General features: G+C 59.2%; 13 protein-coding genes. 7 read left to right on the forward strand and 6 right to left on the reverse strand.

Features of this window, described 5'->3' with window-relative positions; all coding sequences use genetic code 11:
* Window positions 1-149 precede the first annotated feature (149 nt).
* Complete coding sequence (gene hisF, locus ACI5GA_RS17845) at window positions 150-920, forward strand: imidazole glycerol phosphate synthase subunit HisF (protein ID WP_421423608.1); 771 nt, start codon at window positions 150-152, stop codon at window positions 918-920.
* On the opposite strand, the gene ACI5GA_RS17850 is transcribed toward hisF, so the two are convergent.
* Window positions 921-2402 carry a trypsin-like serine peptidase gene (locus ACI5GA_RS17850; protein ID WP_421423610.1) on the reverse strand — a complete coding sequence of 494 codons (1482 nt, stop codon included), beginning with the start codon at window positions 2400-2402 and terminating at the stop codon, window positions 921-923. It lies immediately after the preceding gene.
* A 282-nt stretch (window positions 2403-2684) separates the two neighbouring features.
* Between ACI5GA_RS17850 and ACI5GA_RS17855 the strand changes: the two genes are divergently transcribed.
* Window positions 2685-3416, forward strand: a complete 732-nt coding sequence (locus tag ACI5GA_RS17855; protein ID WP_421425488.1) for a substrate-binding periplasmic protein — start codon at window positions 2685-2687, stop codon at window positions 3414-3416.
* 173 nt (window positions 3417-3589) lie between these two features.
* On the opposite strand, the gene ACI5GA_RS17860 is transcribed toward ACI5GA_RS17855, so the two are convergent.
* The 4 genes from ACI5GA_RS17860 to gpmI form a co-directional block, all read right to left on the reverse strand.
* On the reverse strand, window positions 3590-4390 hold the full coding sequence (locus ACI5GA_RS17860) for a divergent polysaccharide deacetylase family protein (RefSeq protein ID WP_421423611.1): 801 nt from the start codon (window positions 4388-4390) through the stop codon (window positions 3590-3592).
* 1 nt (window position 4391) lies between these two features.
* Window positions 4392-5723, reverse strand: a complete 1332-nt coding sequence (locus ACI5GA_RS17865) for a S41 family peptidase (protein WP_404635140.1) — start codon at window positions 5721-5723, stop codon at window positions 4392-4394.
* 30 nt (window positions 5724-5753) lie between these two features.
* Window positions 5754-7064, reverse strand: a complete 1311-nt coding sequence (locus ACI5GA_RS17870) for a murein hydrolase activator EnvC family protein (RefSeq protein ID WP_404635138.1) — start codon at window positions 7062-7064, stop codon at window positions 5754-5756.
* A gap of 141 nt (window positions 7065-7205) precedes the next feature.
* On the reverse strand, window positions 7206-8753 hold the full coding sequence (gene gpmI, locus ACI5GA_RS17875) for a 2,3-bisphosphoglycerate-independent phosphoglycerate mutase (RefSeq protein ID WP_404635136.1): 1548 nt from the start codon (window positions 8751-8753) through the stop codon (window positions 7206-7208).
* Between the two features lie 151 nt (window positions 8754-8904).
* Here gpmI and ACI5GA_RS17880 point away from each other — a divergent pair, with 151 nt between their 5' ends.
* The 3 genes from ACI5GA_RS17880 to secB are packed head-to-tail and all read left to right on the forward strand — an operon-like array spanning window position 8905 to window position 10106.
* Window positions 8905-9318, forward strand: a complete 414-nt coding sequence (locus ACI5GA_RS17880; RefSeq protein ID WP_404635686.1) for a rhodanese-like domain-containing protein — start codon at window positions 8905-8907, stop codon at window positions 9316-9318.
* A gap of 1 nt (window position 9319) precedes the next feature.
* Window positions 9320-9574 (forward strand): glutaredoxin 3, encoded by a 255-nt coding sequence (grxC, locus tag ACI5GA_RS17885; protein ID WP_062379408.1) that lies wholly within the window; start codon window positions 9320-9322, stop codon window positions 9572-9574.
* 46 nt (window positions 9575-9620) lie between these two features.
* A complete protein-coding gene (gene secB / locus ACI5GA_RS17890; RefSeq protein WP_404635134.1) occupies window positions 9621-10106 on the forward strand; it encodes a protein-export chaperone SecB in 486 nt (161 codons plus the stop codon).
* Between the two features lie 180 nt (window positions 10107-10286).
* On the opposite strand, the gene trmL is transcribed toward secB, so the two are convergent.
* Window positions 10287-10742, reverse strand: a complete 456-nt coding sequence (gene trmL, locus ACI5GA_RS17895) for a tRNA (uridine(34)/cytosine(34)/5-carboxymethylaminomethyluridine(34)-2'-O)-methyltransferase TrmL (protein WP_404635132.1) — start codon at window positions 10740-10742, stop codon at window positions 10287-10289.
* Between trmL and ACI5GA_RS17900 the strand changes: the two genes are divergently transcribed.
* Together ACI5GA_RS17900 and ACI5GA_RS17905 are read left to right on the forward strand one after the other, a co-directional pair.
* On the forward strand, window positions 10741-11181 hold the full coding sequence (locus ACI5GA_RS17900; protein ID WP_421423615.1) for a hypothetical protein: 441 nt from the start codon (window positions 10741-10743) through the stop codon (window positions 11179-11181). The genes trmL and ACI5GA_RS17900 overlap by 2 nt on opposite strands.
* Window positions 11182-11644: 463 nt before the next feature.
* Window positions 11645-17275: a dermonecrotic toxin domain-containing protein gene (locus ACI5GA_RS17905; protein WP_421423617.1), complete on the forward strand. Its 5631-nt coding sequence runs from the start codon at window positions 11645-11647 to the stop codon at window positions 17273-17275.
* Window positions 17276-17282: the final 7 nt, after the last annotated feature.

The raw sequence follows: 17282 nt of genomic DNA on the forward strand, positions 1-17282 counted from the left end.
GCGAATTCATTCGCGAGACGCCAGTACAGCCGATAGACATTCATCGGACGGGACGCCCAGTCGCGAATGAATTCGCTCCCACAAAGATCCAGTTTCAAATCAAATATTGATGTTGGGCGTTAGCCCGGCAGTTTTCGGAGAATAGGCCCATGGCCCTCGCCAAGCGCATCATCCCTTGCCTGGACGTCGACAACGGTCGTGTGGTCAAGGGTGTGAAGTTCGAGAACATCCGCGACGCCGGTGACCCGGTGGAAATCGCCCGTCGTTACGATGAGCAGGGTGCGGACGAAATCACCTTTCTTGACATCACGGCCAGCGTCGATGGTCGCGACACCACGCTGCATACCGTCGAGCGTATGGCCAGCCAGGTGTTCATTCCGCTGACCGTGGGCGGTGGCGTGCGCACCGTGGCCGACATCCGCAACCTGCTCAATGCCGGGGCGGACAAGGTCTCGATCAACACGGCTGCGGTCTTCAACCCTGAGTTTGTGGGTGAAGCCGCTGCGCGTTTTGGTTCGCAGTGCATCGTCGTCGCCATCGACGCCAAGAAAGTCTCAGGGCCGGGCGAAACCCCGCGCTGGGAAATCTTCACTCATGGCGGTCGCAAGCCGACCGGTCTGGACGCCGTCGAGTGGGCGAAGAAGATGGAAGGTCTCGGCGCGGGTGAAATTCTGCTGACCAGCATGGACCAGGACGGCATGAAGAACGGTTTCGACCTGGGCGTGACCCGCGCGATCAGCGATGCGCTGGGTATTCCGGTGATTGCATCGGGTGGCGTCGGCAACCTGCAACACCTGGCCGATGGCGTGCTGCAAGGCCATGCGAGCGCTGTGTTGGCGGCGAGTATTTTCCACTTCGGCGAATACACCGTGCCGGAAGCCAAGGCGTTCATGGCGCAGCAAGGCATCGTCGTTCGCTGATCATGGCATCAGTAAATCCGTTCGCGGCAGAGACGCCTGTTTCGACAAATCGTGGGCCTTCGAGCACAGCTTGAGGGGTAACTTCGAGGCTTCGTAGGTTCTCGCGCCTTCGAAATGGGGCGTGTACCCATCCGGCTCATCGCAGTCTACGGCGTCCGGTTCGCCTGATTTGAACGTGTAAACCCATAGCGATGGTGCGGAGAAGTACGGCTCGACCCGATAACCGCCTTCGCTCAGGCGGTCTATCGTCAGTTCCGGCATGCGGGTCGGGCCTGCCGGTGCCAACTCCATCGCTATCACCACAGGCTTGTTCATCATCTCCTGCGCCGGTCGCTGAGCCTGCGATGTCACGCCGATGATGCACAGAAAGTGCATGCCGGCCTCAGGCCCGACCGGGTCATCGATCAGGACGTTGGCCGCATCGGCGGCATCCTTGTAGTAATGCGGGCTTTCGCATTCAGTGGCGCTGCGAGTGGTTTTGTAGCGATACATCGGGGTGTTCAGCGAGAACGGCCATGACCAGGTCGGGAATACGGGGTTGCCCTGTCGATCCAGCGTGATACGGCGGTAGGTCTTGGGTGAATAGTCTTCGCCAAGCGTCATCTCCAGCGTGGATCGCAGTGTGCATTGCTCGGCGTCGGGGTTGAAGCGACCGTGGACGAAGCAGTTTTGCAGCCCTGTCGCAGGACTGGAGTACTGGGTATCCGGCGACCAGGCCGGCTGGCCTCCCTTTATTTCGCAAGGTGCATTGGTCTGGCAGCGGTTTTCTGCCTTGGCGCGGCCAGTCGAGGTACTTGCAACACCTATGATGTGGTTTGATCGGCGATCCAGCAGCGGGCTTCCAGAGCTGCCAGGGGCGATTCCAGCGCAGCGGTGCTTGTAGAAACCGCGAAATACAAAAACCTCCTCGACCAGATCTTCTGCGCCCTCGTAAGCGCATAGCGACAGTCTCAGTCCGGGCGCGTTTTCATGGCCGGAAGGCACCCCGACGATCATCAGGTCCACGCTGTCTGCGGGAGGTCGATGGCTTAACTTCAAGGGTTCGATACCGAGATCGAGCAGTTCCTGCAAGGGTGTTTGCAGTTCGATGAGGGCCAGGTCTGCACCGCGCAGGGTCGCGCTGACGATCTGTTTCAACTCGTGACGTTGCGTCCTTTGCATGTTGCCGAGAAAGTAGTCGAAATCGATATATCCCTGAACCGGCGTGTTGTGGGTGAAATTGAGGCTGTGGCGGGTTACACAGTGCCCGCTGGTGAGTATGTAGGCGGGACCGGCGGCTTGGGATTCTCCGTTGCGCGAGTCGATCAGGGCGCCGGTGCAGCGCGACTTTTGCGAAGCCTGGTCGACTTGCAGACGACCGACCGCGCGCCAGTGCTCGTGGCGCCCCTGTGCATTATCAAGGGCGATGGCGGGAGAGCCGTTGGCGTGGCCCTCGCCGTAATCCCTGGCCTGGGCGAGTTCTGCTGAGAAAAGCGTGATCATTGCGAACACATGGGCTGCTGTTCGATGTTGCATCTGGGTACCTGTCCTTAAAGTGATGGCTCCGCTCACGACGTAAGCGGTCAGTGAAGTCATCAATTAGTCAGACAAACGCTGCTCAGGGCGCATACATATGTATTGCGTGCTAGAAAAAGTACGCGATGCAACGAAGACTCTGGACAACGGCATTTGGGGTCCGCACTCTGTCCACAGCCATGGATAAGGAAGGGCCATATGCTTAAACCTGCTGCGTGTTTTCTCGCACTGTTCGTTTTGATGCCGAGTATGGGGACGTATGCAGATGAACCGGTTGTCGGTACTGATGAAGGCAAACGGACAGACTATTCAGTGGTGCTGCTAACCGAGAATTTCCCGCCTTACAACATGGCGATCGATGGCAAGAACTTCGCCCAGGAAAGCAACATCCAGGGCATCGCCGTCGAGATCGTGCGTGAAACCTTCAAACGCGCCGGTATCGGCTACAACATGACCCTGCGCTTCCCGTGGGACCGCATCTACAAACTGGCATTGGAAAAGCCCGGTTACGGCGTGTTCGTGACCGCGCGTTTGCCCGAGCGCGAGAAGTTGTTCAAGTGGGTCGGCCCCATTGGGCCGGACGACTGGATCATGCTGGCGAAGGCCGACAGCCCGATACAATTGAACAACCTGGAAGAGGCTCGGCAATACAGGATCGGCGCCTACAAGGGTGACGCCATCGCCGAAGAGCTGGGGCGTCAGGGCATGAGCCCGATTACTGTGCTCAGCGACAAGGACAATGCCAGGAAGCTCGTTGAAGGTCAGATCGACCTTTGGGCGACGGGTGACCCTGCGGGGCGTTATCTGGCGCGGCAGGAAGGCGTAACGGGTCTCAAGACGGTGCTGCGCTTCAACAGCGCCGAGTTGTTTCTGGCGCTGAACAAAGACACGCCGGATGAGGTGGTGCAGAGGCTACAAACAGCGCTGGATCAACTGCGCAAGGAAGGGCTGGTCGACGGCATTCTCGGGAAGTATCTCTGACTGCCGCACGCTTCTGCCCGGAGGGCGTAGGAGCGAGCTTGCCCGCGATCTGCTGCGTAGCAGCAGTACACCCTGCGAATGCGGTGCATCAGGCACAACTGCGGCGTTTGGTTTCGCTGCCGCTTCGCGGCAGATCGCGGGCAAGCCTCGCTCCTACAGGGGGGCTGTGTTGCTCAGCGATAAACCCCATTCTTTCCATGCCCACCCATGGCCTGATTGCCGCGCAGCCCGATCATGTGACGCAGTTCGATCCATTCGATGCCTTGGGCTTTGAGCTTGGGCAACTCACGCTCCAGCACCTCCATGGTCACCGGGTACGGGTGGCCGATCATCACGGCCGAACCCTGCTTGTGGGCCAGCTTGATCGCTGCCTGAAACTGGCTGTTGATGGCCTCGGCGGTGCGTTCGTCGTCCAGAAATACGTCCCGCGAAAGGCTGGCGAGGCCAATCTTCTGCGCTTCGGCAGCGGCGACGGTCTTGGCGCTGGTGCGGCTGTCGACGAAGAAGAGATGACGGCGTTGCAGCTCGCCCACCAGCCACGCCATGGCGACCGGCTCGGCGGTCATGCGGCTGCCTTCATGATTGTTGATGCCCGCCGCATAAGGAACCTTCATCAGCGCGGCATTGAGGCGCGATTCCAGCTCGGTCAGCGGCAAGTCAGGCCGCCAGGCATAAGGCCCGGTCGCCGGGTCCATCGGCATGTGCAGCATGACGGTCTTGCCCGCCTTGTGGGCCTGACGGGCGAAGTCGGTGGCGTGGGGCGTGTCGGGCATGATCGCCAACGTGACCGGGCCGGGAAGGGCCAGCGCGCGGCTGTCCTTCTCGGGGCTTTGGCCGAGATCGTCGATGATCAGGCTGATGTAGGCGACCTTCGGCGACTTGCCGTCGGCATCTGCAGCGTCAGCGGGTGCCGCGTGGGCAGCACCCGTGATCATGGCTAAGGCCCAGACGAGCCCGGTCAACCAAAAGCGCATATCAATTGCCGCGAGTGACACTCAATCCCTTGAGCAGGCTGAGGGCCTGGTTCAACTGGTAATCGTCGTCCTGCGGACGCGCCTTGCCAGCCTTGGCCTTTGTGGTTGGTTTGTCCGCGCCGCCGTTGCCGTTGCCCAGGTGGCCGAGCAGGTCGGCCTCTTTGTAGTTCTCGCCATCGGCCTCGGTGGTCACCTTGGCGCGTTTGACTTCGATATCCGGGTTGATGCCCTGTGCCTGAATAGAGCGGCCATTCGGCGTGAAGTACAACGCCGTGGTGATCTTCAGTGCGCGGTCATTGGCCAGCGGCAGCACGGTCTGCACCGAGCCTTTGCCGAAGGTGTCGGTGCCCATCAGGATGCCGCGTTTCTGGTCCTGCAAGGCACCGGCAACGATCTCGGACGCCGAGGCGCTGCCGCCGTTGATCAGCACCACCAGTGGCGCGCCTTCGCTGGCGTCAGCCGGGTCTGCCGAGAAGCGCAGTTCGGAGTTGGCGATGCGGCCCTTGGTGTAGACGATCAGGCCTTTGGTCAGGAAATGGTCAGCCACTTCGACCGCCGCCTGCAACACACCGCCCGGGTTGTTGCGCAGGTCGAGGATCAGGCCGTTCATCTTCTTGCCGTTGTCCTTGCGCAGCTTGGCCAAAGCCTTGCCGACTTCTTCGCCGGTCTTGACCTGGAACTGGGTAATGCGGATGTAGCCGTAGCCCGGCTCCAGCATCTGGGCTTTCACGCTCTTGACCTGAATGGTCGCGCGGGCCAGCGTCACGTCGAACGGATTGCCGCCATCGCGGACCAGCGTGAGGGTGATTTTTTCACCGATCTTGCCGCGCATCTTGTCGACGGCTTCCTGCATGGTCTGGCCTTGGGTCGGCGCGCCGTTGATCTTGACGATCAGGTCGCCCGCTTCGATGCCCGCCTTGGAGGCCGGGGTGTCGTCGATAGGGGAGACCACTTTGATGAAGCCGTCTTCGACGCCCACTTCAATGCCCAGGCCGCCGAACTCGCCGCTGGTGCTCTCCTGTAGCTCCTGGAAGTCTTCCGGGCCGAGGTAGGCAGAGTGAGGGTCAAGGTTGCTGAGCATGCCCTTGATGGCATTTTCCAGCAGGGTTTTATCGTCCACTGGCTCGACGTAGGCGGCCTTGATCCGGTCCATCACCTCGGCAAAGGTACGCAGCTCGTCAAGCGGCAGTGGTGCCTTGAGGTTCGCGGCGTTGGCGGGCGCGGAGGCAGCAGGCGCGGCGGCCGGAGCGGCACCGGCTGCGAAAGCCTGTGGAGCGCCGATAACCACGGCGATAGTCAGGGCCAGCGAGGTGAGGCGGGACGAAAACAGCATGTCTTACGAACTCCTGAGTGAGATGTCGACTTATCCTTGAGAGCGACACCATTGGGCCGGATCACTAGGGCGACCCTGCTGACGAATAGCGAAATACAGTGCCGGAGTGTCCTGACCGCCACCACTGTTACCCACAGTCGCGATCGCTTCCCCGGCTTTTACAACGTCCCCAGCTTCCTTCAACAGACTCTGGTTGTGGCCATACAGGCTCAAATAACCGTTTCCATGGTCGAGAATGACCAGAAGGCCTGCGCCGCGCAACCAGTCGGCGAACACCACGCGACCACCATGCACAGCGTGTACCTGACTGCCCGCCGACGCGCTGATCATCACGCCATCCCACTTGGTCCGGTCGTCATCGCCACGGGTTTCACCGAAACGCGCCAACAATCGACCATCGACAGGCCAAGGAAGTTTTCCCTTTGCTTGCTCAAAAGGTCCGCCATACGACTGACCTGCGCTGGAAACCAGTGCACCGGGGGCTTTCGCAGGGCGGCGTGGGGCTTCATCGCTGTCATCCTTGCCGCGGTTTTTCGCCAGTGCTTCCTGCTCGCGCTGACGCTTCTCGGCTTCCTGCTGGGCCAGCAAGGCTTTCTGACGCGCTTCTTCTGCTTCCCGAGCCTGACGGGCGAGGGTTTCTTCGATGGTCTTCAGGACTTTAGTCAGGTCTGCCTGATCCTGCTGGCGCGCCTGTAGTTTCTGGTCACGAGCCTTGTAGTCCTGATTCAGTTTGGCCAGTGCGACCTGGCGCTCCTGGCGCACCGTTTCGAGTTGGGCCTTCTGGTCATCCAGCGAGCTTTTCTGAACCAGCAATTGGGCTTGTTGCAGGTCGATATCTTTTTCGACTTCGGCCAGCTGGCGCAGGGTTTCGTTGAAATTGCGCAACTGCGTCAGGCGGGCCTGACTCAGATAATCGTAATAGGTGAGGGTGCGGGCGAATTTTTCGGGGTTCTGCTGGTTGAGCAGCAGTTTGAGGTATTCCTGGCGGCCATTCTGGTAGGCGGCGCGGGCCTGAATCGCGATCAGGCGTTGCTGTTCAACGCGTGCGCTTTGGAGTTTTTTTTTCTCATCATCGAGCCGTTGTAGCTCGGTTTCGCTCTTTTTTAGTTCTTTTTGCAGGGCCTCCACCTGCTTTTCCAGCTTGCCCATTTCGGTTTCAGTGGAGCGCAGGTCTTTCTGTACGCCGGATTTTTCTTCCTGAAGCTGGCTCAGCGCCTTTTTCAGTTCAGTGATGTCCTGACGCGTGGCATCCAGCTGTTTTTGGGTTTGTGCGCGCTCATCGTCGGCAAACGCCGGATTGAGCAGACAAATCAAAGCAAGGGCGATCAGGGCGCGAAGCATGGGGTTGGGCAATACCGGGAGTGAGGACGGGCTTAGTATGCCCGCCGAAGGCGGCAAAAAAAACGCTCTGAGGGCGCTGCTTTCAGACATTTCATACAAATAACCGGCCTGTCGCAGACGGACAGGCCGGTTTGAAGCGGTTTACTTGGCGACCAGAATCGACGTGCCGGTCATCTCTTTCGGGATTTCCAGGCCCAACAGGGTCAGCATGGTCGGCGCCACGTCCGCCAGCACGCCGCCTTCGCGGACTTTCAGGTCACGCTTGCCGACGTACACGAACGGCACAGGCTCAGTGGTGTGCGCAGTGTGCGGCTGGTGGGTGTGCTCGTCGGTCATTTGCTCGACGTTGCCGTGGTCGGCGGTGATCAGCGCTTCGCCGCCCACTTTTTCCAGCGCTTCGGTAATGCGGCCCACGCACACGTCCAGGCACTCAACGGCCTTGACCGCCGCTTCCATGATGCCGCTGTGGCCGACCATGTCGCCGTTGGCGTAGTTGACGATGATCACGTCGTAACGCTGGTTTTCGATGGCATCGACGATCTTGTCGGTGACTTCCGGTGCGCTCATTTCGGGTTGCAGGTCGTAGGTCGCGACTTTCGGGGACGGAATCAGAATGCGCTCTTCGCCTTCGAACGGTTCTTCACGGCCACCGGAGAAGAAGAAGGTCACGTGGGCGTACTTCTCGGTCTCGGCGATGCGCAGTTGAGTCTTGCCGTTTTTGGCCAGGTATTCGCCCAGCACGTTCTCAAGGCTGCCCTTGGTGAATGCCGCAGGTGCTGGAATGGAGGCGGCGTATTCGGTCAACCCGACGTAGCCGGCCAGTTTCGGCTGGCGAGTGCGGGCGAAATCCTTGAAGTCGTCTTCGACGAACACGCGAGACAGCTCGCGGGCGCGGTCAGCGCGGAAGTTCATGAAGACCACGGCGTCGCCGTCTTCGACCTTGGCCAGCTCACCGATGCGGGTGGCTTTGACGAATTCGTCGTTCTCGCCACGCTCGTAGGCGGCGTCCAGACCCGCTTTCGGCGTTGCTGCCTGAAATTCAGCGGTGCCGTCGACGATCAGGTTGTAGGCCGCTTCGACGCGGTCCCAGCGGTTGTCGCGGTCCATGGCGAAGTAGCGGCCAATGATCGTGGCGGTACGACCTTTGCCCAGACGACCGTAGGCCGCTTCCATGGTGTCGAGGTAGTTGTGCGCGCTGCGTGGCGGTGTGTCGCGGCCATCGAGGAAGGCATGCACGTAGATTTTTTCGGCGCCGCGTTTGACGGCCAGTTCGACCATCGCCACCAGGTGGTCTTCATGGCTGTGCACGCCGCCATCGGACAGCAGGCCCATGATGTGCACGGCCTTGCCAGCACCCACCGCCTTGTCCACAGCGGCGCAAATGACCGGGTTCTCGAAGAACTCGCCGTCGCGGATCGCTTTGGTCACGCGGGTGAAATCCTGATACACCACGCGCCCGGCGCCCAGGTTCATGTGACCGACTTCGGAGTTGCCCATCTGACCGTCTGGCAGGCCGACATCCATCCCGGAACCGGAGATCAAGCCGTTGGGCATGGTCTTGTACAGGCGATCGAAAGTCGGCGTCTTCTTGTTCGCGGTCGCTTCGTAGACCGCGTTGCCGTCGTGGCTGTCGCTGTGACCGAAGCCGTCCAGGATGATCAGAACCAGAGGTTTAGGCGTGGTAGTCATGAATCCCACTCTTGGCTAATAGGTGAAGTAGAAAAAAGATCGACATATTAAGGTGAAGTTCAAACGGCGTCACTGTGACCGCCGTACGGGCTTTGGCCGACCTTGGGGGCTGTGTATACTGGCCGACATTTTAACGCCCTGGAACCCGATGATGGTTGAACACCTGATTGCTTTTGCCACGAACCACTATTTGATCTCTGGCGCTTTTGTCATCCTGCTGGCGCTGTTGATCGCGACAGAACTGAACAAGGGCGGCAAGAGCTTGAGCACCGGTGAGCTGACTGCGCTGGTCAACCGCGACGAAGCGGTGGTGATCGACGTGCGCGCCAAGAAAGAGTACGCCACTGGCCACATCGTCGGGGCCCTGAATTTCCCTCAAGATAAAGTCATGACTCGCACGTCCGAGCTTGAGAAGTACAAATCCAAGACGCTGATCATCGTTGACGCGGCTGGCCAGCACGCAGGCCATGTGGCCCGTGAACTGCTCAAGGCCGGTTTCAACGCCGCCAAGCTGTCGGGCGGTGTGTCCTCGTGGAAAGCCGACAACCTGCCGCTGGTGAAGTGACATGGCCGAAGTCGTCGTCTACTCCAGCGATTATTGCCCTTACTGCTCGCGTGCCAAATACCTGCTCGAAAGCAAGAACGTCGACTTCGAGGAGATCAAGGTCGACGGCAAGCCACAGATTCGCGCTGAAATGACAAAAAAGGCCGGGCGCACCTCGGTGCCGCAGATCTGGATCGGTTCGGTCCATGTCGGTGGTTGCGACGATCTATTCGCGCTGGAGCGCGCCGGCAAGCTCGACGCACTGTTGAGCGCCTGAATTCGAACCCTACACGACAAGACCTCAAGAGTAAGAAGGATCTGAGATGACTGATCAAACGAATAACGGCGCCACTTCCAACGAAGAAGCTCCACAATTCTCCCTGCAACGCATCTACGTGCGTGACCTGTCGTTCGAAGCGCCGAAAAGCCCGGCGATCTTCCGTCAGGAGTGGACCCCAAGCGTCAGCCTGGATCTGAACACCCGTCAGAAGCAACTGGAAGGCGACTTCTACGAAGTCGTGCTGACCCTGTCAGTCGAAGTGAAGAACGGCGACGAAATCGCCTTCATCGCTGAAGTTCAGCAAGCCGGTATCTTCCTGATCAAAGGTCTGGACGCGGCTTCGATGAGCCACACCTTGGGCGCGTTCTGCCCGAACCTGCTGTTCCCGTACGCTCGCGAGACCATCGACAGCCTGGTGGTACGCGGTTCGTTCCCGGCGCTGATGCTGGCCCCGGTGAATTTCGACGCCCTGTACGCGCAAGAGCTGCAACGCATGCAGGAAGCGGGCGAGACCCCGACCGTTCAGTAAGCGTTGCTGGCTGAATGAAAAAAAGCGCCTGTGATGGGCGCTTTTTTTATGCTGACCGGGATTACTTTTGTGGGAGCCGGCTTGCTGGCGAATGCGGTTTGTCTGTAACAGAGATGTTGACTGACACACTGCTTTCGCCAGCAAGCCGGCTCCCACAATGATCGGTGTGCCGGCTTCAGACTATTTAAACCCGAGCTGCCGCCAGCCTTCATACACCGCAACAGCCACGGTATTGGACAGGTTCAAACTGCGGCAGCCTTCGCGCATCGGCAGACGCAGGCGTTGATCGCTATTCAGCGGGTCGAGCACTTCGGGTGGCAAGCCGCGGCTTTCCGGGCCGAAGAGAAACGCGTCACCCTCCTGAAAGGCCACATCGTGAAAGGGTTTGGAACCCTTTGTGGTAAAAGCGAACAGGCGCGGATGGCCGATTCTTTCCAGGCAACTGGCCAGGTCGGCGTGGCGGTGCAACGTGGCGTACTCGTGATAGTCGAGTCCCGCACGGCGCAGGCGTTTGTCATCCAGCTCAAAACCCAGCGGCTCGATGAGATGTAACTGACAGCCACTGTTGGCGCAGAGCCTGATGATGTTGCCGGTATTCGGCGGAATTTCTGGTTGAAAAAGGATCACGTGAAACATGCACGGCTCCGAACGTAAGGACGGGATGCATTCTACCCCTGAAGAAGACCCGAGACCGAAGCTGTGGCGGCGGTTTTTGGGGTCTATCGCGATTTTTGGCGTGATGGTCGGACTGATGATCGGGCGACTGACCGCGCCAGATCCTGTTGAACTGCTGAGCATCGAAGTGCTGCCTGATGGCGTAGCGGTCTGGTTCAACCGCGAGCCGCAACTGCATGGCGAAATGATCGATGGCGCCGTGGCTTTATTGTTCAACGCTCAGGGTTCGGCACAACGAGGCGCACTCAAGCTCAATGGCCGAGACGTACGCTGGAGAGTTCAAAAGAGTGATAAGGGATTGTTGCTGAACCTACTGGCGACCCGTCCCTTGCACGGCGATTGGCACGGTGCGATTCAGGACGGGCGCTGGAGACTGGAGGTCAGTCTCCGAGAGGAATAAAAGAGGGGAATCCCCGGCCTGCCTGTACCAAGGTCCCCAAAACTGGTGGATGATTAACCTATTGCAGAGCGCGTGCCAATTTTGAGTTGTCGTCGGAAAAAGAATGAAATTTCCCGTTTAGCCCCTGTAATCAGGGGCATTGCGGGTACGTGTACGATGACCCCAGTGCTTCATCAACAAATCTGCCTCCAACAAGCCCCTCGCCACTCGGAGCGCCTTGCACGCTATCCGTGCATTTTTGGGGGCTGGACACCAAAGTGAGGCATCCGATGCCTCTTCCCGAGGGCGAATCTTCGTGTAGCAGATCCCCTCGCGAGCGGGTGGTATCTATATGGTTTTTATATTCTGATTTTTGAACGAAGTCGCCGGATCGATCCGGTGCTGGTATCGGCTATTTGAGCTTTTTATGGTGAGCGTTCTGAATAAGCTCGGAAGGCCATTTAAGGTTTCAAGGCTGTATTTCATGGCATCACGTATTGATTCACCCCCCGGTAGCAACACGCCTGCTCAGCAGAACAGGCATTTCGAAACCATCAAACGCAAGATCCCGCAGTGGCTGGTGAATGCATCTCCCGAGCTGCGTCGAGCGACCCGTCAGGCGGGTAGTACGCAACTCTCTTGGTTCGACCAGGCCCGCCAGTCGATGCCCGATGTCGTAAAAGCGTTGCGACAGGATCATGAGTCTCATCGTTTCATTGAGCAGTCACTCAGACCGGCACTGGCAGCGCTGCCGCCGCTCGAAGCCTTTGCCGAGCCGCTCTTGGTGGCGGCCATTAAAGAACGGTTCGGTCTCGATGTGGATGTGCGCAAAACGCTCCTGTTTCACGCCCGCCGTGCTCACGTCGACCAGTCATTTGCCGCAGCTTCTCGCGACCCGTTGGTCGAGGTTCAGAAATCGCTCAAGGCGGCGACTCAACCCTTGCTGAGCGCAGCTCTGCAAAACTTCGAATCATGGGAGTCGGAAGCGGGCGGGATGGACCTGGATTCGCGCCGCAAGGCAGTGATCTATGTTGACGCTTCGGCGTCCGGCGGTATGGCTGCAGAAACACCACTGGCGATTGCCCCTGAGGCGTTCGCAGCCTTGTGTCGTGAGTTGGACCTGGGCGGCCAGTATCAAAAGATGATTGCAGCGTTCCTCAACCCGCCTTCCAGACCTGACGATGCGCCAGATGCGGCCAGTTTTACTCGCCAAGGGTCGCTCAAGCGTGTCGAACAATCGGCTTTCAGGATTCAGGCGCATCTAGCGTACATGCAGCAGCGCCTCAGTGAAGACCTCTACAACGTCTTGCTGGAGGCTGCCCGCAACGGATCTTCTCCTCAGGTAAGCGGCCGAGCGGTCAGTTGTCAGTTTCTTCGACTGTGGGATGTCGAACTGACGGGGATCGTGGTCATTGGCATGGCGCGTGACAGTGCACAACAAGTGGAACGTGTCGCCGTCTACATTCCGGGTGACCCGGTGTGCCCGCTCATGGAGTACGCGTCTACCACGGCGTTTACCCACGCCTTGCGTGACCGGATGTTGCAGAAAGGGTATCTGGCGTTTTTCCAGAGCCTGGTGCCTGCACGTCATCGCGCACGGTTATTTGCGAAGTTAGACGAGTGCCTGCGCCCCAAGGTCTGGAACACGGACATGGGCTGGTATGAACAGCGGTTCGACGAAAACGTGAAGCTGCATCTGCGCGAAAGCTCGCTGAGCGGAGGACTGCTCACCGCCATCACACGACAGAAAGCCAACGTGCTCAAGGACGACGCTCTGTTTCATGCCGTGCCTACGGCTGAAGAGGATCAGAAAACCTTTGCCGAGCGCGTGCAGTATTTCGAAAGCCTGACGCTGCAGGCGCTCAATGTTGTGGGGTTTGTCGTGCCCGCGGTGGGTGCTGTGATGATGGCGGTCGCCGCTGCTCAACTGGGCGTGGAGGTGTTCGAAGGCGCTGAGAGTTGGACGCGCGGTGAATGGGCGCAAGGTTGGGGCTATCTGATGGATGTGGCTGAGAACGTGGCGTTAATGGCGGCGCTCGGTGCGGCACACGCGGGAGGTACGCCAGCGGTTGAAACCATCCCGGTGGAAGCCCCGTCGTTCATCGAGGAACTGGACGAGGTGGAGTTGCGCGACGGAGGCTCGCGCTTGTGGAAGCCCGATCTCAGCCCCTTTGCCCACGACAGGGTTCTACCTGCCAGTCTCAAGCCAGATGAGTTCGGACTGTATCGCTATCAAGGTAAATCCTGGCTGGCGATAGAGAACAAGGTTTATTCGGTCATACAAACCTCACCGGACGCTCCGTTCCGGATCGAACACCCCACGAATGTCAGTAGCTATCAGCCGGTATTGCGCAACAACGGGGCAGGTGCCTGGTTGCATCCGGCTGACCGACCCAGGGAATGGGAAGGCCTGAAGCTGTTTCGACGCCTGGGTCACGACGTCGCAGAATTTTCCGATACCGTGGCACAGCGTATTTTGTGGGTCAGCGATACCCGCGAGGCAGTGCTGCGTCGCACGCTGGCCGAAAGCGAACGCCCTCCCGCGTTGCTTGAGGATACGATTCAGCGATTTGCGCTGGACCAGACGATTCAGCGCGAAGCTCAGGGTTCAACGTCAGCGGCAGAGAACGCGGTGACGTTCCAAACGCGCTATCAAGGGATGTTGCGAAGTCGAGAGCCCCATGCGGTGACGATTACTCATCGCTACCCCGATCTGCCTGCAACGGTTGCCGATGAACTGGTGCGCGGTGCGTCGCCGTCGGAGGTCGAGGCGTTGGGCCAAAGACGTGTGCCGTTGCGCATCGCCGAAGAGGTCCGCGTCTATCAACAGCAAATCAGGCTGGCGCGGGCCTATGAGGGGATTTATCTGGAATCGGTGAGCAGTCCGGATACCGCTGTATTGATTCTGCACACACTGGAAACCTTGCCCGGGTGGTCTGCTCGACTGCGTTTGGAACTTCGTCAGAACGGGTTTGCCAGCGCATTGATCGATGCTGTCGGTCCCGCAGACGCGGAGATTCGCAAGGTGTTGGTCATGCGCTCAGATGGCTTTCAGCCTTATGACGACCAAGGGTTGGAATTGCATGGCCGCGATAACCTTTATTCCACGATCTTGCATGCCTTGCCCGATGCAGAACGTGCGGCGCTGGGTTTTCCGGGCACATGGGACGGACCGAAGCTCAAAGTGGCCATTCAGGGCGCGGCCCCGTTGCCCAGGCAAACGCTACGCGGCCTTCTGAAGATGCAGCCTTCGAAGCCGGGGGCAAAATCCCCGATGCGATTGGCCGATGGTCGTCTGGCGTACCCATTGAGCGGTACGGGCGCCCTGCAGGGGTTCATCGCACGCGACACACTGCTGGACCTGATCGGTGCCATCGGGGTGTTGCACGTCGAGGCTACTGCCGAGCAGATGCTGGCTGCGCTGGAGCACTCCGGAATGACCCGTCAGCAGATTCATGCGCGGCTGATTCAAGTCCTCGAAGAACGCAACACAATGGATCGTCATATGAATGCATGGGGTGATGCCTCGGCGGCGATTCCCGACCTGGAATCGCGACTCGCCAGCCGCGCGGCCATCCACGATGCCATCTGGTGCCATTGGGCAGAGAACACGTTGCCCGAGGTTTTTCCTCGTGGTTCGGCGTTACGCCTGGAGCACGTTGTGCTTGGCGACTTTCCCACGACACTTCCCGATTTCTTTTTTCAGCGGGTGACCCGCCTGGAACTGATGGATGTCGCTATCGACAGACGGGGCGCCGGGGCGCAGAGGTTCTTTGTGGACCGTACAGCTCAGCGGGCCGAGCTGGAGCAGTTTATCGCGCAATTCCCGCGCGTTAACGAGCTCGACATGGATCGCTCCGACTCGACGATACTGCTGGCTGAGCCGTTGGTCTACCAGCTACCCGATTTGGTCGCACGTCGCTTGCCCGCGCTACGTAACTTGCGTCTGGCCAATCAGGGTATTTCGATCGGCACTCTGGAGGTCGCTTCGTTCCGAGTCCTTGAACAACTGGAGTCTCTGGATTTGAGTGGGAACTGGATCAGCGTTCTGCCGCCTTCCAATCTGCTCAGTTTGTCCGTGCGCCAACTGAATCTGGACAACATCGGACTGGATCACTGGCCTGCATGGCTGGAAGGGCTGTCGTCCAGCTCCATCACTGAGCTGTCTTTACGCAACAACCGCATTGTCGAGGTGCCTTGGGACGTTCTCGACAATCAGACACCCGCCGCTCAGCCAACGGCCATTTCGCTGCACGGCAACCCGCTGTCTCGGCTGACGTTGATGCGGATTCGTCTGAACGAGCAGCCGGCCAGCCGGTTTCGTTTCAATCTGGACATGCCTGCGCATCTGAGCGCCTATCTTGCATTGCTGAGAAGCGAGAGAACGCAACTGCGAGAGGCAGTCGCTCAATGGGCAGAAACTTCCGGTTCAGCTCGACCCATGAGTGAGGCGACTATTGCGGCGCGCCGGGCCATTGGTCAGACAATTCTGGAATTTTGGCGTTTGTACAGCGAGGGGCAGACGTTTGTGGTCCTGACTCTGGAACGTGTCGCCCTGGACGACTTTCCACCTCGCTTGCCTGCGTTTTTTTATACCTGTGTGCGCCATCTGCATCTGATCGAGGTGCGCGCGCAGGCGGCCCAGTTGAACCGATTCCTCGCGAGTTTCCCGCAACTGACAGGTCTGGAGTTGATCGGGCAACCCCAGCCGCACTATGAACTGTCTTCGGTTCTGCAGAACCTGCCTCGCGTTGCCAGCCTGAGCCTGCGAAATCAGGGGCGACTCATCGATCAGCACGCGATCGCAGCGCTCGGAAGGCTGCCTCGCCTGGACACGCTGGATTTGAGTGGCAACCGGTTGGGTATCATTTCTGACGTATCCAGCTTGCGACCTCACTTGCTCTGGCTGTCGATGGAGAATATGGGGCTGGATCAATGGCCTGCTTGGGTGGACGACTTGCTCCCGCTCGAAGGGCTGGTGCTGGATGACAATCAGTTGACCGATCTGCCGGAATACATCCTGGAGAACCCGCGTAACTATCGGGCACAGACTGAAATCGGGTTGCGACGAAATCCGTTGAGTCATGAGACGATGCGCCGGGCTTATCTCTCGGAACGTCATAACGGTTCCTACAGCTTCGTGATGGAACTGCCTGACGACATTGTGCAACTGGCACCGGAGCACCCGGATTCGGATTCGGATATCGATGATTATCTGTCGGATTCGGTGGTCACGGTAGAAAGCCCTGCGACTCCGGCCCAGGTCGACGACTGGCTGCTGGGATCGGTAGATGAGAACGCGGCACACAAGGCGCTTTGGCAGCGCCTGGAGGCGCGCAACGACGCTAATAACCTCATGGCGCTGATCGGAAGGCTGACCCAATCGGCTCCCTATCGCTCGGAGCAGACCCGTGTCGGGTTTTCCGAGCGGGTATGGCACGTGCTGGACGCGGCGGATCAGAACGAGACCAGCCGCCAGTTATACAACGGCATCGCCGAGGGGGCTTTGGTGCAGGCCGATACAGGTTCGCAAACATGCCACGACGGTGCCTGGCTGGTGTTCAACCAGATAGAAATCCAGATGTTCATCGATCAGTCTCTGACCGATGTCCCGCCCGAGTCACGAGGGCAGTCCTTGTATCGACTGACCCGACGCCTCTACCGGCTGCATGAGCTTGATGCAATTGCCCGGGAGCAAGCACAAGGCCGTGATGAGGCTGAGGTACGTCTGGCGTATCGCTTGCGATGGTCGACTGAGCTGGACCTGCCGTTACCGCCCAGCGGCATGTTGTATCAGGTGCACGCGAGCATTCGTCCCTCCGAGCTTGAAACCGCGCTGGCCAGGGTGCAGAAGGGCGAACATGGCGAGCCGTTCATGAATTACGCCGCCCACCGGGATTTCTGGATCGAGTATTTGCGTGAGGTGCACGCAGAGCGCTTCACGGCGATCAAACAGGACTATCTGGCGCGGGTGACGGCGTTGCCGGATCGATTCCCCGACAAGACGATCGAGGAGTTGGGTGATCGATTTGCAGCGCTGAAGCAAGAGTTCGAAGCGCAGGAGCTGAACCTGATTCGTGAATTGACCTATCGGGAGAGCTTCGATCAGGCCTGATTCGCGC

Origin of the sequence: Pseudomonas sp. Pseu.R1, from assembly GCF_045764065.1 — a bacterium.
In the GTDB taxonomy this organism is placed as follows: domain Bacteria; phylum Pseudomonadota; class Gammaproteobacteria; order Pseudomonadales; family Pseudomonadaceae; genus Aquipseudomonas.

What these genes read in the sequence shown, in the direction of transcription:
- ACI5GA_RS17860 (WP_421423611.1), bottom strand. Translation starts at nt 4,390, where the DNA reads ATGCGCTTTTGGTTGACCGGGCTCGTCTGGGCCTTAGCCATGATCACG.
- trmL (WP_404635132.1), bottom strand. Translation starts at nt 10,742, where the DNA reads ATGTTTCACGTGATCCTTTTTCAACCAGAAATTCCGCCGAATACCGGC.
- ACI5GA_RS17865 (WP_404635140.1), bottom strand. Translation starts at nt 5,723, where the DNA reads ATGCTGTTTTCGTCCCGCCTCACCTCGCTGGCCCTGACTATCGCCGTG.
- ACI5GA_RS17905 (WP_421423617.1), top strand. Translation starts at nt 11,645, where the DNA reads ATGGCATCACGTATTGATTCACCCCCCGGTAGCAACACGCCTGCTCAG.
- secB (WP_404635134.1), top strand. Translation starts at nt 9,621, where the DNA reads ATGACTGATCAAACGAATAACGGCGCCACTTCCAACGAAGAAGCTCCA.
- ACI5GA_RS17900 (WP_421423615.1), top strand. Translation starts at nt 10,741, where the DNA reads ATGCACGGCTCCGAACGTAAGGACGGGATGCATTCTACCCCTGAAGAA.
- ACI5GA_RS17880 (WP_404635686.1), top strand. Translation starts at nt 8,905, where the DNA reads ATGGTTGAACACCTGATTGCTTTTGCCACGAACCACTATTTGATCTCT.
- grxC (WP_062379408.1), top strand. Translation starts at nt 9,320, where the DNA reads ATGGCCGAAGTCGTCGTCTACTCCAGCGATTATTGCCCTTACTGCTCG.
- hisF (WP_421423608.1), top strand. Translation starts at nt 150, where the DNA reads ATGGCCCTCGCCAAGCGCATCATCCCTTGCCTGGACGTCGACAACGGT.
- ACI5GA_RS17870 (WP_404635138.1), bottom strand. Translation starts at nt 7,064, where the DNA reads ATGCTTCGCGCCCTGATCGCCCTTGCTTTGATTTGTCTGCTCAATCCG.
- ACI5GA_RS17855 (WP_421425488.1), top strand. Translation starts at nt 2,685, where the DNA reads ATGGGGACGTATGCAGATGAACCGGTTGTCGGTACTGATGAAGGCAAA.
- ACI5GA_RS17850 (WP_421423610.1), bottom strand. Translation starts at nt 2,402, where the DNA reads ATGATCACGCTTTTCTCAGCAGAACTCGCCCAGGCCAGGGATTACGGC.
- gpmI (WP_404635136.1), bottom strand. Translation starts at nt 8,753, where the DNA reads ATGACTACCACGCCTAAACCTCTGGTTCTGATCATCCTGGACGGCTTC.